Below are 16,046 nucleotides of genomic sequence, written 5' to 3' on the forward strand. Positions count from 1 at the left end.
TTGTACACAAAATCACTTCAAAAACCTGAACCTGTAAAATCCAAGAAAGTACGGATTTATCTCAAGGGGTGCCCAGGAGGGGTCGTAGTTCACAAGTTCGGAGTATCTGACGAACCTGAGCTCTCCCGGATTTTCTCCGATCGGACCCGTGTGGTACACAAACCACCCTTCGTGATCAGCAAGATTGAGATTTCCAACGAATATCATGAGATGGTACGGCATCTCGACGTCTTCAGGATGGAAGAAAACCGCTATGTCACCCGGAAGCGCTTTTGAAACGCTCTTTGTGACAAACTCCATACTGCACTCCACAAGGATCCTCGCAACCGCAAAGCTTGAAAAGTCCTCCACTCCCCTGTAAGCTCCTTTCTCTATCCTGAACATCTTCGTTCCAACCAGTGGAAGATTCGGGTAGTTGTACTTCTCCACGTCTTCCCAGACGGGCCCGTCGTAACCTGAGAGAGAAAGCCAGCTTCCTGTGTGTTTCTTCAGTGCCTCTCTTGCGCAGTACCTGACGAAACCAGAGCAGTCCCTTTCCTCTTTCGGCCAGAGAGGAGGATCGTTCTTGAACGCCGACAGGGCTATCCAGACGAACCAGTTTCTGAACCTCTCGCTGTCTTCACTGTCGAGCTCCAGGGAGTCCGGATATCCATCGCCGTCGCTGTCTTCTTCGCTGGCTCTGGCTTCGATCTTCAGCTCCTTCTTCATCCTGAAGATACCACCGCTTTCAAAGTGCAGAGTTACGGTCTCGCCGGGCCTCACCCGTTTAATCAGAACACCGTTTTCTTCGAGCACGAAGTTTTTAGAACACTCCACCTTCGCTCCTCTGACTTCAAGAGGAACGAAAATGTCCTGGACGTCCTTCAGAACGAAAGTCTCACCAGAAAACTCCACCTTGAACCTCAAAACCTCAACGACGTTCCACAGAAGAACGCCTGTAACGATCAACAAGATCAGGTATCTCCTCATAACGCACCTTCCCAATGAGTCTCAAAAGGCAGTCCCTGTGGTAGCCAAAGACCTCTTCCGGTTTCACACCGAGCACTGCAAGGACCACACCCTCTTCCATCCATCGAGGCAGATCAAAGTACATCTCCAGAACATGGTGTAGAAGCTCATGGAGGATCGTCTCTTCGAGGGAGTTTTTTCTTCGAAGTACATCGAGCGGCTGGGTGTAGATGACACCTTCGTGGTAAACTCCGCCTGTGTGGTACGGCATACCCGTAATTTCGTGGAACTCCACAAGACTTCCGCACTCGAAGACCATCACGTCCAGGTTCGGCTCGATTCTCAAGAATTCACATACCTTCGTGAAGCGATCCAGAAAGTCTTTTCCCAGCTCAAGGTTGATCATCTCTTCCATCGATAAAATCCGCCCCGATGAAAAGCACATCTGGATCTGTATGAGCATAGAGATCACGAGAATACATCGGATAAACCCGTGCCGGAAGAAGATGAAACACCCCCTCTGCAGTCGCCCTCCAGACGTAGTCAAAGCTATCACCGTAAAGGTATCTGGCAAAGAGCGCAACCCTGTCCGTTCGAATCTCCCTTCCAGAGTACCATGCGTTCCATGAAAAGTACCAGCTGTACGAGAACTTGTTTTCCTCGATCCCTTTTTCTCTGTAGTTCGAGAGCACCTGCGCGCAGGACGGGATGAAATCCTCCACTATGAGATAATTTCCATCTCCCTCAACCCTCACCACCGTTTTGATTATGTCTCCCAACTCTATCCTCACATCTTCAACATCGAAGACCACCTCGAAAACTCTGTTCCGAAGAGTCTTTGAAGACCCGCTGAAGCGTATGCTCTCTGCAACCAGCCTCTTCCCATCCCAGAAGAATACCCTTCTGGCAACGAACGGAAGATCCACGAACTCTCCGTTCCTGTACCAGTACGTTTTGTTTTCTCCCCTCAGCAGGATCTCATCCATCGTGCAGGACAGCCCCGTAACGTCTTCAGGAACGGGTATCTTTTCATCACCGACCAGCACGAATCCCTTCATGAGAAAAACAGGACCACTTCTCATGAAACCTGCGTCTGTTACATCCAGATACCTGGTGATAGTGTTCTTTTCCGTATCATAGACGAGCGCTTCGTTTCTGAGAACTACAAGAATCAGGCCGTTGAACGTTTCGATCCTGAAGAACGTGTAAGTCTCTCCTTTTATTTTCACTTCTGCACCGTCTATCTCGAGGGGAAATCCTCTGTATTCGATTGTCTTCTTCCAGTACTTGTACGGCAGGATGTAGAGTTCTTCGTTTTGTTCTTTCTCGACAGGGTGTATCGAGTGTGGTACGTATCCTCTCCCGATCGGCACGAAGGCATCCACAATCATTTTATTCTCCTCTATGAGCAGTTCGTACCTTTTGTAGAATTCTCTTTTTATCTTCAAACCTTCGCTCACAGCCTCTTTCGGAACTTCGATGTAAACTACCTCCACTTCCACAATGCCTTTTCCAGAGACGGTCAGTGAACCGGGAACGAGGGAGCTTTCTTCACCTGGCTTCAGTTCGAAGGTGTTTTCGGAGTTGATGACTTTCAGTGTGGTTGAAGCGTACTCCGGCATCGCCTCAAGGAGAGCCAGAATAACAAAGGACGTGTCCTTTGTGGAAGTCCAGAAAGCGCTGTCTTTTTTCAAGAGAAGGTAATTTGTCACTTTTCTTACCAGTTCCGGAAATTCTTTCCACTTTGCAAGAGCCCTGAGGAAAACGCTGTTGAGCTGGATTTCACTGATGAGGGGGTTATCGGAAGATATTTTCAGATAGGCCTTCTGCTCGTCCTGGACGACGTAGTTCATCAGCTGTTTCAGAGCCTCTTTTGAACTCAAACTCAGAAACACCAGATCCACTTCGCTTTCTGGCCTGAACGGCTCGTGATCTACTCCGTACAGATCGAGAACGTACGATCCGTAGGCCGACGGATGTTCCCTGAGATACTCTATTCCTCTCTGCAGGACGCTTTCTGCGACATCGTATCCCGCCTTCATGGTGAAGTACAGCCCTTCCATCACGTAGCAGGTCATGAAGTCATCGGATTCGTCGAATCTGAACCATCCCCAACCGCCATCGTTGTGCTGGTAGGAGTAGAGTCTGAACAGCCCCCTCTGGATGATCTCTTCCAGGTTCTCCACCTCTATTCCTACACTTGCTGCAACCACGGCCGGGAAGAACCGGCTCATGGTCTGTTCGACACAACCGTACGGGAAGTCTACCAGCCTTTTCAGGCTATCCTCGACGAGCGGAACGATGCTGTCCAGAAACCTTATCCTCGATGAGATGAACTGCTCCGGGATCTTCAGCGTCTCTTTCCCGTCCAAGAGCATGATGCGGTAGAATTCCCTTTCAAAAGCGAATCTTTCAACGGGCAGTCTCATGGAGACCGCGTCGCTCAGATCACCTCCAACCGCAGTAAATTTCACAAAACTTCCTTCAGAAGCAAAGACAGCCTTCACTGTCCAGGTCTCTGTGTGTGAGGAGTTCGCCTCCATCAAAAAGCGTCTTGAGGAACTCCCCTCGAGGAGTTCTATGTTCTCGGGAAGTTCCACCATGAGTTGAACCGGAAGCGTCTTCGAAGTCCTGTTGAAAACGGTTGCGGATATTTTTATCACATCACCCTCCCTCAAAAAAGACGGAAGGTGAGGCATCAGATAGAACTTTTTGGAAACGACCATTTCGCTTTCTGCCTGGGAGAATCGATCCTTTGAGAAACCGTAGGCCGTTGCCCTGAAAGAAGTGATGCTGTCTGGGACCTTGAAGCTCACCCTCGCGATTCCGTTGTGAAGCTCCAGTGAAGGAATCCAGAGGGCCGTGTCCGGGAAGTACTCCCTGACGTTCAACTTAGATGGAATGGCGTTCTGTTTGAAATCGGCGAAGGTCTTCTCCTCCGGGAGGGAAGCGAGTTTGTTTCGGAACGAATCCCTTGAAACATAGAGTCTCCAGTAATGCGGAAATCCTCCTCTTGTTTGGGGATAGTTCATGTGAGGATAGAGGAAGTTTTCGAGCACCGGTGGTTCTGCTCCAACCATGGCGTATATCGCTTCATCAACGAGGAAAAGACAGACTCTGTCCACATTCGATTCGATCGTGATCTGTGCCATTTCTCCAGGTTCGTACTGATCCTTGTCGAACAGAATCTTCATGGTGGTGAAATTCGTGTCGAGCAGAACGTTCAGTCTTTCCAGCTTGTAGATACGCCCATTGTCGTCGAGTCCTATGAAGCTGAGGAAGAGATTCTTCTCAGGGATATCTTTCGGTATTCTGACACGCAGGTTGACAGACCCGGTGAAGGAGACAGGAATAGTGTCGTAAACCCTGTTTGAGACGATTCCCAGAACTCCCATCACCTTACCAGGTGCAAGGATCTGAACCGAAAGTTCATCTCCAGGTTTCACCGTGTTCGTTGCTGGATTAATGACGAACTCACTGCTTGTTCCTGCACCGTAGTAAGCGTACACGTAGAGGTGAGTTTTCGCCTTTCCGAAGGAGAGTTCTATTCTGTAACTTTTTGGCTCTTTTGGAGTGAAAGTGACGATCGTCTCACCGTTTTCCACAACCACCGTGCTCGTTGAATCTTCAGAAGAGACGGTGAGCAGTCCATCTAAAGGATTTCCGGAAAGATCCGTCACTTTCACCTTCACCCTCACCTGCTTGCCCGGTGAGGTGGAAACGTACCGATTCATCGGAGATATCAGAACGTTGTCTGCGTACACCTTCACAGACCTTGTTTCCTCAATCTGACGCTGGCTTTCATCCGTCACGATCACCTCCAGCCGGTAGAACCCCTGAAATCCTTCTTCTGTTTTCACACCGAGTCTGAGGTTTCCCTCTTCGTCTGTGAAGTCCGTTCCCCTGTAAACCAGATATCCGCTTCCTTCCTCTGGAAAGGCTCGAACGTAGTAGGCAACCTGCGCTTTCGCAACAGGCTGGTCGTTGAAGTACTTCACCCTGACAAGGTAGTTCACAACTTCGCCGGATATGTACAAGTCTTTATCCGTTTCGATTTCGACTTTGTACTCGGGCTTTCTGTATTCTTCCACCAGAAAATATTCGTAGTAGCGTCTTCCTCCATGATCGACCTTCACCCTGTAGAGTCCGACCGGGGCTGTGTCTGGAAGCTTCATAAAACCGTTGAATCCACCGAGCTCGTCGGTTTCAAGCTCCGATCTGTAAACTTCGTTGTTCTTTGTGTCGAAAATGGAAACGGTTACTTTCGTTTTCTCAAAGGCTCTGTAGAGACCCTCTTCAAAAGAGAAGATCTGACCTCTGAAGTGGACCGTGTCGGAAGGTTTGTAGATCGGCCTGTCTGTGACAAAGAAAAGCTTTTCTCTTTCAAGCCCTCCACCTGAAAAGTACACCCCTCCCAAAAATCGAGAGTCCCCGTACCTGATGTAGAACGTGTCGAAGTGTTTCGTGATAGAAACGACCCCGTCTTTGCCGGTGAAAACTCTGTCGATCAGTTTCGAATCTTCAAAGAGAAGGACCTCCGCTCCTTCCACAAAATCACCGTCTGAGTCGAACACGTGGAGCCTCAGCTTTTCGCTGTCGGAAAAGTAAATCACCTCCAGATCGGTGACGATGAACAGGCCCCTGTCCATCACCTTTCTGAAAACCGTCCCCTCGTTGGAAACCAGAGTCGCAAAGTAAAATCCCCTGTCTTTCAGTGGAAATGAGAATTCTTTCCACTCCTCTGAGGAGAACTTTTTACTGTAGATAGGACGTGTTATCTCTAACAGCGAGAAGTTGAAGTTTTCTGGATCAAAAACTGCTTTCAAAAAGTCTTCTTCACTTATCTTCCACACGTTCAGGGTGACATCCTCCAGATCTGAGATCACAAAGAAGAGTCCCTCATCTGGATGCAGAACAGGATATCTAGAGAAATAGGCGTATCCTCCAAAAAGGCTGAAGCTGATCAGAAGAAAAACCAAGAAAATCAATCTCTTCATACCCATCCCCCTCTTTCACGTTTTTAAAATGTTAATTCTATGATACCACTTAACGAAAGAAAAGCAGAAGCTCGATTTTCAAACGTGATCATTTGGTAAATTTACCATATCGTAACATTATTCAACGTCTATGTAACATTAGAATGTTATCATTTTCACAAGGATTGAGATTTTTTTCACAAAAACTCAAGGGGAGGTGTGCGGTATGGCGAAGTACCAGGTCACCAAGACTTTGGATGTGAGAGGAGAGGTGTGTCCAGTGCCCGATGTTGAAACCAAAAGAGCCCTGCAGAACATGAAGCCAGGAGAAATCCTCGAGGTGTGGATCGACTATCCGATGTCGAAAGAAAGAATCCCGGAAACTGTCAAAAAACTCGGCCACGAAGTTCTGGAAATCGAAGAAGTGGGTCCAAGCGAATGGAAGATTTACATCAAAGTGAAATAAGGAGGTGCAGACGACATGGTCTGGACCGGTCTACTAATTGGAGTTCTGTTCGGTGTAATCCTTCAGCGCGGTAGGATCTGCTTTAACTCTGCCTTCAGAGATGTTCTGATCTTCAAAGACAACTACTTGATGAGGCTCGCAGCGCTGACGCTTGGTCTCGAATCCATCACACTCTTGATCTTCGCTCAGGCCGGCATCATAACTCTCAACCCCAAACCCCTCAACTGGATTGGAAACATCGTCGGTGGATTCATCTTCGGAATAGGAATGGTGCTCGCTGGTGGATGTGCTTCGGGAGTGACTTACAGAACCGGTGAAGGAATGACAACAGCGTGGTTCGCAGCTCTGGCCTACGCTCTGACAGCCCATGCCACAAAGAATGGATTGTTCTCGGGATGGATCAAGTGGCTGAACAAATACACGGTGACAGTTTCGAACACGAATCCCATTTACGCGCCAAAGACAGGACCAACCATCGCAACGGTGCTTGGTATCAGTCCATGGATCGCCTCAATTATCTTCCTTGCACTCATGCTCTGGTATGCATTTGGAGTGAAGAACAAGTCCCAGAGGCCTTCCAAATTGAACTGGATCGCTGCTTCCATTCTCATAGCGATACTCGCACCCATAGCCTGGTGGGCAAGTGCGAGCACAGGAAGAAACTACGGTCTTGGTATCACAGGAGGCTGGATAAATCTGGTTTCTGTTTACGCAAACAACGCCCCTCTGAACTGGGAAGGTGCTGAGATTCTCGGAATAATAATTAGGAGCTGCCATATCCGCCATTGCAGGAAAAGAGTTCAAACTGAGAATGCCAAAGAATCCCAAAACCTACGCTCAGGTTCTTCTGGGAGGATTTCTCATGGGCTTTGGTGCGGTAACAGCTGGAGGATGTAATATAGGTCATTTCCTCACCGGTGTTCCGACACTGGCCATCTCATCGATAGTAGCATCTATCTTCTTCATTCTCGGAAACTGGACAATGGCCTGGTTCCTCTTCGGAAGACAGAAATGACAAGGGGGAAAAAATCATGAAGATAGGAATACAGGTGATGGTTCCACCCTATACGTATGAAGATCTGGATACCGCCATAAAGATCGCTGAAGCCGCAATGGAAAAAGGTCATGAAGTGACACTCTTTCTCTTCGCGGATTCCGTCATATGTACTAACAAGAACATAAAGCCAATCAAAATCGACAGAAACATTCCACAGAAACTTGTAGAACTTATGCAAAAAGGAAACTTCGAGGTTCATATATGTGGAATATGTATGGACTACAGAGGGATAACCACAGACATGATAATAGAGGGTTCGAAACCAAGCGGCCTCCCAGAACTCGCAAACCTGATTGCCACCTGCGACAGATTCATAAATCTGATGGCTTGAGGTGGGATCATGAAGAAAATACTGTTTGTAGCCTATCAATCACCGGTTGGAAGTGTCTGGGTTAACGAAGCATTCAGAACTGCCTTTGGAATGTACGGAGAGGATCTGGAACCAAGTGTTCTCCTAATTGAAGAGGCTTCTGTTGCGTTATCCAAAAATACGAAGCCGGAGATGCTGGGACTACTTCCTCTCTCGATCTGTCACAAATACATCAAAAGATACGGTACCAAAGTTTACGCAGTCAAACAGCATCTTGAGAAGTACAGGGTAAAAGAACTGGACGAGAATTTCGGGGCAGAAGTGATCGACGAAGCGAATCTTCCAGAATTCTTACACAGCTTCGACTACGTTATATTCATGTGAGGTGATAGGAGATGGCACTCGTACTCGTCAAGTACGGAACGGATCATCCCGTGGAAAAGCTCAAAATAAGATCTGCAAAGGCAGAAGATAAAATAGTTCTCATACAAAATGGTGTTTTCTGGGCTCTGGAAGAACTCGAGACACCAGCAAAGGTCTACACAATCAAGGACGACTTCCTTGCGAGAGGATATTCCGAAGAGGATTCAAAGGTTCCACTGATCACTTACAGTGAATTCATAGATCTTCTGGAGAGTGAAGAGAAGTTCATCGGCTGATGGGATTTAGATGTAGTAAAATAAGACTAAGTCAACAGCAGGCCGCGGCTCGTCCGCGGCTTTTGCAGAAGGTGGTAACCCATGGGACGGCGTGGAAGCGTTTTGACACTCTTTAAAACCTTATCGAATCAGACACGACTCGACATTCTGATGCTTTTGAGAGACAGTTGTCTCACCGCTTCAGAAGTGGCGGAGAAACTGAAGATCAATCCCTCAACCGCTTACAGGTATTTGAACCAGATGGTTAAAGCGGGGATCCTCAAAGTCTTAAAGACACCCGAAGGTGACAGGTACGATTTTTCTTCTGTTCAGGTGTTCAGGATGCTCGAAGCAGCAGTGGAATTGCTCCACGAGAACGAAAAAGAAAAGAAAATTTCCAGTATCACCTCAGTAGAAGAGTCGTCTGGATCGACAAAACTTCTCGATATGCGAGGACAAATATGTCCTGTTCCAGAGATCACGACCAGAAAAGAACTGGAAAAACTCCAGCCTGGAGAAACCCTGATCGTGATGTGCGACTATCCACTCTCGGGAGAGAGGATCACGAGTTTCTCGCTTAGAGAAGGCTACGAAGTGGCTACTGAACAGATAGGGCCCGTGATGAAGATCTACATAAAGAAACCGCAATCTCTTTAAAACATGTAAGTAGAGTGTATTGAGAGCAAGTGGCACGCCTTTTTGATTCTTCTGACTTTTGTTCTCCAGTCGTTTCAAAACCTGTCATGAGCATTGGGAAATATTCAGAACCGAACTTCAAAAGCCTTTTCGGGGCTTTTTCTAGGGGAAGACAGCAGAAAAAAGATTCCAAAACTTGAAGCAGAAAGTGAAAGACACTCCGGTGTTTAGGACAAGTTTTTTTCAAAGAAGCTATTTGTCATAATCAAAACGAGTATTTGAAGTACTTTCAGTAAAATCAAGAAGATATTTTTCAAACATAAAAAGTCTGCTCTTTTTTCAATTGTTGACCGATGTTGATGAATTTGTTAAAATTAGCGTTAGAAGGTGTTTTTAGTGAAATTATCCACGTTTCTGTATGTGATTGTACCAGTAATTGTTTCAACAGAAGGGATGCTTCTTGTTGCAACCTATGTGTCAGGAGGGTAAAAAATGAATCTAACGCTGAGAGTTCCTCTTGAATCTTTCGTCAAACTTTTTCGAGAAATGGGAGTTCTGGAATACAAATATTTTGTGAAACATTCGATCCAGGTTGCCAACATTGCGGTGGAGATAGCTGATCGCCTGAATTTACCATTTGAAAAAGATGGGGTTTACCTTTCGAGCCTTTTGCACGATGTTGGTCTGATCCTGAAAACTTCGATCGCTAACTACGAACTTTTTGTTGACATGTTTGGAAGAATATCCGATATGGAAAGAATCGTTCTGACGCTTGACAAACACGATCACCACTCGGTGATTTCGTGGATGGCGTTGTCTCAAATACAGCTCTGTTCTGATTGTTCAAAATCTATCCTTTATCATCACGCTCCTTATCAGAAAATAAATGAAAAGGACTCAATTGTAGCTCTTTCGAATTGTGTAAAAGCGGCGGACATTATCTCACTCAAAGTTCTAAAATACACAGGATCGGACAAAGAACTGGACGCGGATTCTATCGATGAAATAATATCTTCCATTCAGGAAGATCAAGGGATAATTGATGAGGTGAAAAAAGAAGCTGTAGATCTGTTAAAAGATTTCACAAAGCATCACTTGTTTCTGGAAGAAGAACCGCAAGAAAACGAGTTTTCTTTCTTTCATGGCTGCTATGGATATGGTACACAGAGTTCTTACCAGAAGGATCAAAGGAGCGAAACCCCCGAGAATCTTCTTCAAACTCCTTTCATCGCGCAAAGCATTGATAAGGTACGAATCAAAACGAAACTTCAAAAATTATTTCCTTGGACTCATGGAAACGGCTTCTGAGTTCTTTGACGATCCGATCAAGTACAGAGTATTGAGAGAAGGTAGTGACAATGGTAGAAATTACCTCGAAGTAGAAGTGGAAGCCACAAAGGAATACGGAAAATTCGAAAAACTAAGGAGTTTGATCGTTCTTGGAGCAGGATTCGTGAAGTCTCTGGTTCCGGTTAATGTTCTCATGATACCACTGTTCAGTTTCGTTTTTATCTTCATCATCTTCACATTTCTGCCATTCGGAAATCTGCTCAAGTCCGTTTTCAGCGCCTTTCTCATATCTCTTGTGATGGCATTCGACACAAAAGACCTCAAAAAAGGTCTGAACGTTATAAAAGAATCTCTTAAACTCGTTTCTCGGAAGAACTTTGACAATCCAGTTATGATAAGTGGACCAAAAGAGTTCTCCGATCTTTCCGCTGAACTGAACAATGCTGTAGAAAAGACCAAGGAAATCATAGTGGGTATACTGGGAGACGTTCAAGAAATAGACGCCTACTCATCGAAAGTAGTAGATGCAGTGAATTCCATGAAAGAACAGCTCGAAACCATGAGTTCACTTTCAAATGAAATAGCCACCACAGCTGTACAGATAAGTAATGATACGGAAAGGATATCGAGTGCGGTTACAACAAACGTTGAAACTATAACATCCATCATCTCCGAACAAACACAAATCATAAAATCTCTCAATGAAGCTGTGTCGCTCATTGTTCAATCGGCAAATAATGTCGAGCAATCGGCTGACGGCATAGCGAAGATGAGCCAGAGGTTCTCCAAACTCGTTGAGGAGGCAAAAAATCTCCAAGAACAGGCTGGCATGATCATGCAGGTTGCTGCAACTGTTTCGAGCATCGCTGAACAGACGAATTTACTTGCACTCAATGCTGCTATAGAAGCTGCAAGAAGTGGAGAAGCCGGAAGAGGTTTTGCAGTGGTTGCCGATGAAATCAGAAAGCTTGCCGAAGAAAGTCGCAGCTCCTCTTCAAAGATAGCGGAGTATCTATCGACCATAAACACAGGTATCGACAAACTCGTTAAAACTATACAGGCTGAATTCGAAGAGATGAAGGAACAATCGAGTCAGCTCCTCGAGAGTTCAGAGAGAAACAAAGAATCCAGCGAAGTTATATCTTCCATATCGCAAAAACTCAGCGATCTCATAGATGTCCTGAATCAACAAGTTGACAACCTCAACGGTATAACAAACAGTATCCAGAACCTACTCGCAATTTCTGAAGAGAGTTCAGCAACAGCGGAAGAAATAAGCTCCTCGATACAGAATTTCTTCTCCCAGTTGAAGGTTGTTCTCGATAGTGTGAACGAAACCATAAATCTACTTTCGGTGATTAAGGAAAACTTCGAGGACATGGTGCTGTGAATCTGCGGAAAAAACACAATACGGGGAGCCTCTGGCTCCTCTTTTTTTTAATCACAACAGGACTTTTTCTCTCTCTCTTCATTCCATACATCTCTTCGTCCGCTTTTTGAAGGAATTTCAAATAGTTGTCACCTGGTTTGAGTTCAGCCACACCGTAGCTGATATCGACATCCACTCCCAGTTCATCCGAGTTTCTGATTTTCTCCCTTATCCTCGAAGCAACCTGTTCTGCTTGTTGTTTGCTGGTGTTGTAAAGGACAACTAAAAATTCATCCCCACCGTAGCGCACTGCAAAATCCGAAGAGCGAATCGAATCACTAATACATCTTGCAACGAATCTGAGCACCTTATCTCCGGTTAAATGTCCGTATGTGTCGTTGATCTGCTTGAAATTGTCAACATCGATCATTATGAAAGACAGCGGAACGTTCTGGAACTGCGCTTTTCGAACTTGATCCTGAATCCATTCGTTGAAAAACGCCCTGTTGAAGAGCCCTGTTAAACTATCGCGATGAGCGATTTCCTTGAGTTTTTCTTTTTCTTCGTAAAGTTCAAACAATAGAGCTTGAACAGGATTCGCCAAAGCGTTCACTATCACTCCCCTCAAAATCACCATGTACGAGAAAAGTCTGAAAACATGTCCCAGGAAATTGAAAAAACCACAGACATCTGAATACAGTGTGAAAGAGAGCTCTCCAAAGATCGTGAGAATTATTGCAGCTACGAGAGGTTTTTGGAATGTAGAGATCGAGACATCTTTACTTCTGAGCGTTCGAACAAGCACCGCAAGTAGAACAAAAATTATGATGTACTCCATTGATATTTTGAACTCTGTTAAACCGAAACCTTCGATGAAACAGTCTGGGAAAACTCCAGTCCAGATAGATGTGATCAGAAATGTGGTCAGAGGGCCGAACAGAAAAAACAATGTTCTCTCGCTGAGCTTAGGAAAATACAGGATCAGAACAAAACCGAGTGTTTCAAGCAATCTTCCTGCGATCCAAAACTGAGTGGGCTGGTTTGCCGTCCAGTTTGGAAAAACTCCCATACCCTTATACGCAAGCGTATGAAGGAAGTCGACAATTGCAACGAAAACATAAACGACTCCAAACTTTATGAAGATCCTGTTTTGATTGAATCCACGTGTGGCATACGCTATTAAACCAATCGACAGACCGGTAAATATCGCAAAGAACTCTATTATTGTATGATAAAGCAGGTAGTTTATCCTTGAGAGAAAAAACAGCGCAGCGAAAACTGGTATGTAAATGAAAATGAATCTTTTGGTGATCGCTTTCAAAGCCAATCCCCTCCACACAAAAGTGAATCGCAGGAAATTATATCATGGTGAGAGGACCGCGTGCACCTGCTTTTTTCACTCCAGAATTAAACGGTAGATGTTTCTCAAATCGCGGTGTCGTAAAATTGACATTTTACGACACCAAAGTCTTCCTCCCAAAAATATAAATCTGAATTTACTAAATTCACATTTAGCAAATCATCATTTATAATTTTTATTGTAAGGAATCTCAAGGGGAAATGGGCATGCTGATTGACAGGGAAAGGGAATGTGAGTTTTTAAGAAGAAAGATTTCAAGCAACAAAGCAGAACTTTTGATCATCTATGGAAGGAGACGAGTGGGAAAAACGTTTCTTCTTCAAAACTGCCTTGAAAAAGCCCTGTTCTTCACAGCGGATCTTTCAAGTAGTATCCAGCTGATGAATCGATTCCTGGATGAGATAAAGCCTATTCTGAATCTCCCGGTTACCTTGAAAATTTCTACATGGGACGAGTTTTTTTCCCTTCTAAAAAATGTCTTTGAAACACGAGAGGGTTTAAAAGTGGTGGTTTTCGATGAATTTCAATACATTCCTATGAAAGACGAAAGTTTCATGAGTATCCTTCAAAGATGGTGGGATGAAGTGTTCTCTAAGATTGGAGTTAAAATGATCCTTTGCGGTTCTCAAATTGGCATGATTGAAAAGATCGCTCTTGCTCAAAACAGCCCTCTCTATGGAAGAAGAACGGGACAGTACCAGATCCTTCCTCTCGATTTCTTCGATTCTATAAAGTTTCTGAATTTTGAAAATGAAGAGGATTATGTGAAAACTTACAGCGTCACAGACGGTGTTCCTCTGTACCTTCGTGAATTTTCGGGATATAGAGACTTTAAAACAGCGCTCATTGAAAAGGTCCTGACTCCAGGAGAATATCTGGTGGAAGAAGGACGGTTTCTGACACTGGAGGAATTTCATGATCCATCGAGTTATTATTCGATTCTCCAAGCTATTGCACTGGGCAAGACTTCGCCATCAGAAATAGCGGATGTTTCTGGAATAGATATCAGAAGCATCAACGTTTATCTTTCAAGACTGGTAGAGCTGAAATTCGTTGAAAAGGAAGTTCCATTTTCTCTGAGCAGAAAACCAAAGAGAAAACCAAGATACCATTTGTCCGATGAGTATCTCAGATTTTATTTCAGATACATTCATCCTCACAAGGAACTCATATACCGTGGTCTGATCAATGAGGCCCTGGAAAAAATAAGTACCACTTTTGATCAGCACGTTTCGTTCACCTTTGAAAAAATAGTGCGACAATACATGATCCGAAAAGTAGGAGTAGAAAAAACTGGTAGATGGTGGAGCAAGGATGTAGAGATAGATATCGTAGGAATAAAAGGAAACACCCTATACGTTGGCGAATGTAAGTGGTCAAACAAGAAAATAGATGTTCTCGTTCTGAATCGATTGAGAAGCAAAGTTCCATACCTTCTAAAGGATCTTCAAATAGATAATCTCTCCGTTGTTTACTATCTCTTTTCCAGAAGTGGTTTCGATGGACTAAAAGAGACCGAAGAAGTGAAACTGGTCGAACTCAAAGATCTGTTTCGGTGAGGTCTTTCCATTCACTCTTCAGCAAGCCCATCACGATAACGTCGTGATACCTTCCTTCTCTGAAAAGTTCTTGTCTTAAGATACCCTCCACTTTGAAGCCTATTTTCTCGTAGACTCTCTTTGCCCGTTCGTTGAAACTGAACACGTGGAGCTTGATCTTGTTCATATTCATCTCGTTGAAAATGAACCGCACCAGTACCCTCATAGCGTCCGTTCCGTATCCTTGGCTCCAATAAGGCCTCCCCAGAAATATGCCGACCTCCGCCACAGAGTTTTTCCAGTCGATTTTGATAATGCTACATCTCCCTATGTACTCTCCATCGCTCAGCTTCTCGAGAGCGAATGAGTAAGAATCCGTGCTGAAAGGATTCAAACTTTGGTACCATTTTTCTTCGTCTTCTTTCCTCCACGGAAAAGGAATACCCGGAACGAGGCACTTCTTCACTTCAGGATCGTTGGCGAATTCCAGGGCTTTCTCTATGTCCTCTTTTCTGTAGGCCCTGAGCCTCATCAGCTTTCCTTCAAACATCGAACCCCTCCGTTCGTTTTTTGATTTATAGTGTAACATAAATTATTGGGAAGGTGATTTTCGGTGGACGAATACCTGGAGTACCTCAAAGTGGTTAAAAAAAGAAGCGAAAGGACGCTGTATCAGTACAGATCTATCCTGAGAGAATTCACCAGGTTCGAGCCCGTCACTCCAGAAACCTGGAAGGAATATCTCAACACAATATCGAAGAACACTCCCGCTACCCAGAGGAACAAGCTCGTCGTTGTGAAGAACTACCTGAACTGGAAAGCGGATAGAGGACTGTTGAACATAGAAGAGCGCTTCTGGAACGAAGCAGAGCCTCCCCGCCACACAGTGTTACCAAAAGCCATTGAACTCGATGAAGTCCGTCGTATTATCGAAGCGTGTGACAACTCTCTGTACAGAGCGATATTCAAAGTGCTCGCCAATACCGGGATGCGAGTATCGGAGATTGTGAATCTGTCGGTTCACGATATTTCAGTGAACGAAACTGCCAGGATAAGAATAAAGGGAAAGGGAAACAAGGAAAGGATCATCAACATCTCAAAGGAACTGGTGGAAGAACTCATGAATTCCGGCTTTTTCGAGAAGAAACCCTCCGTTCGATCGATACAGAGAGCCGTCAAAAGATACGCAAGGAAAGCGGGTATAAAGAAAAAAGTAACCCCTCACATATTTAGACATTCTTTTGCTGTAGCGCTGATTGAACGTGGGGTCCCTTTGAACAAGATTCAGGCTCTTCTGGGCCACGCAAACATCTCCACCACTTCTATATACCTGAAGATAGCAAGTGAAGGAATTGAGATTCCAAAAATTATTTAATGAAATAAATGACAATAATGATTTCGAAACAAAGAAGATATTAATATTTGCTAATCTAAACTAATATTAAACAATATACTCTT

At 44.8% G+C, this 16,046-nt stretch carries 13 protein-coding genes and 2 pseudogenes; 10 read left to right on the forward strand and 5 right to left on the reverse strand.

Annotated features, from left to right (window positions below; translation table 11 throughout):
* Positions 1–12: 12 nt before the first annotated feature.
* Genes TRQ2_RS09330 through TRQ2_RS09340 form a run of 3 tightly spaced genes read right to left on the reverse strand, consistent with a single transcriptional unit; the run spans position 13 to position 5,951 of the window.
* Positions 13–969, reverse strand: coding sequence for a DUF1175 domain-containing protein (locus tag TRQ2_RS09330; RefSeq protein WP_041434383.1), 957 nt, complete (start codon positions 967–969; stop codon positions 13–15).
* Positions 911–1,363, reverse strand: a complete 453-nt coding sequence (locus TRQ2_RS09335) for a hypothetical protein (protein WP_029683737.1) — start codon at positions 1,361–1,363, stop codon at positions 911–913. Before TRQ2_RS09335 ends, TRQ2_RS09330 begins: the two co-directional genes overlap by 59 nt.
* The gene (locus TRQ2_RS09340; RefSeq protein ID WP_148202966.1) at positions 1,341–5,951 is read right to left on the reverse strand and encodes an alpha-2-macroglobulin; all 4,611 of its coding nucleotides are present in this window, start codon (positions 5,949–5,951) and stop codon (positions 1,341–1,343) included. Before TRQ2_RS09340 ends, TRQ2_RS09335 begins: the two co-directional genes overlap by 23 nt.
* Positions 5,952–6,150: 199 nt before the next feature.
* Between TRQ2_RS09340 and TRQ2_RS09345 the strand changes: the two genes are divergently transcribed.
* The 8 genes and pseudogenes from TRQ2_RS09345 (at position 6,151) to TRQ2_RS09380 (ending at position 11,711) form a co-directional block, all read left to right on the forward strand.
* On the forward strand, positions 6,151–6,390 hold the full coding sequence (locus TRQ2_RS09345) for a sulfurtransferase TusA family protein (RefSeq protein ID WP_004080581.1): 240 nt from the start codon (positions 6,151–6,153) through the stop codon (positions 6,388–6,390).
* Positions 6,391–6,405: 15 nt separating this feature from the next.
* A pseudogene (locus tag TRQ2_RS09350) lies at positions 6,406–7,405 on the forward strand (YeeE/YedE family protein).
* Between the two features lie 16 nt (positions 7,406–7,421).
* The gene (locus TRQ2_RS09355) at positions 7,422–7,778 is read left to right on the forward strand and encodes a DsrE/DsrF/TusD sulfur relay family protein (RefSeq protein ID WP_004080583.1); all 357 of its coding nucleotides are present in this window, start codon (positions 7,422–7,424) and stop codon (positions 7,776–7,778) included.
* 9 nt (positions 7,779–7,787) lie between these two features.
* The gene (locus TRQ2_RS09360; RefSeq protein WP_011944166.1) at positions 7,788–8,141 is read left to right on the forward strand and encodes a hypothetical protein; all 354 of its coding nucleotides are present in this window, start codon (positions 7,788–7,790) and stop codon (positions 8,139–8,141) included.
* Positions 8,142–8,152: 11 nt separating this feature from the next.
* Positions 8,153–8,416, forward strand: a complete 264-nt coding sequence (locus TRQ2_RS09365) for a DsrH/TusB family sulfur relay protein (RefSeq protein ID WP_011944167.1) — start codon at positions 8,153–8,155, stop codon at positions 8,414–8,416.
* Between the two features lie 81 nt (positions 8,417–8,497).
* Positions 8,498–9,052, forward strand: coding sequence for a sulfurtransferase TusA family protein (locus TRQ2_RS09370; RefSeq protein WP_012311359.1), 555 nt, complete (start codon positions 8,498–8,500; stop codon positions 9,050–9,052).
* 471 nt (positions 9,053–9,523) lie between these two features.
* Positions 9,524–9,961 (forward strand): annotated as a pseudogene (locus TRQ2_RS09990) (HD domain-containing protein); the annotation flags it as partial.
* A gap of 226 nt (positions 9,962–10,187) precedes the next feature.
* Positions 10,188–11,711: a methyl-accepting chemotaxis protein gene (locus tag TRQ2_RS09380; RefSeq protein ID WP_238514496.1), complete on the forward strand. Its 1,524-nt coding sequence runs from the start codon at positions 10,188–10,190 to the stop codon at positions 11,709–11,711.
* Here TRQ2_RS09380 and TRQ2_RS09385 read toward each other — a convergent pair.
* Positions 11,680–13,011 carry a GGDEF domain-containing protein gene (locus TRQ2_RS09385; protein ID WP_012311360.1) on the reverse strand — a complete coding sequence of 444 codons (1,332 nt, stop codon included), beginning with the start codon at positions 13,009–13,011 and terminating at the stop codon, positions 11,680–11,682. The two genes, TRQ2_RS09380 and TRQ2_RS09385, sit on opposite strands and share 32 nt — an antisense overlap.
* Before the next feature lie 245 nt (positions 13,012–13,256).
* Here TRQ2_RS09385 and TRQ2_RS09390 point away from each other — a divergent pair, with 245 nt between their 5' ends.
* The gene (locus TRQ2_RS09390; RefSeq protein WP_012311361.1) at positions 13,257–14,609 is read left to right on the forward strand and encodes an ATP-binding protein; all 1,353 of its coding nucleotides are present in this window, start codon (positions 13,257–13,259) and stop codon (positions 14,607–14,609) included.
* Here TRQ2_RS09390 and TRQ2_RS09395 read toward each other — a convergent pair.
* Positions 14,590–15,138 (reverse strand): GNAT family N-acetyltransferase, encoded by a 549-nt coding sequence (locus TRQ2_RS09395; RefSeq protein WP_012311362.1) that lies wholly within the window; start codon positions 15,136–15,138, stop codon positions 14,590–14,592. The genes TRQ2_RS09390 and TRQ2_RS09395 overlap by 20 nt on opposite strands.
* Positions 15,139–15,201: 63 nt before the next feature.
* Between TRQ2_RS09395 and TRQ2_RS09400 the strand changes: the two genes are divergently transcribed.
* Entirely contained in the window at positions 15,202–15,963 is a 762-nt protein-coding gene (locus TRQ2_RS09400) for a tyrosine-type recombinase/integrase (RefSeq protein WP_012311363.1), read from the forward strand.
* Positions 15,964–16,046 lie beyond the last annotated feature (83 nt).

Source organism: Thermotoga sp. RQ2, assembly GCF_000019625.1.
Classification (GTDB): domain Bacteria; phylum Thermotogota; class Thermotogae; order Thermotogales; family Thermotogaceae; genus Thermotoga; species Thermotoga maritima.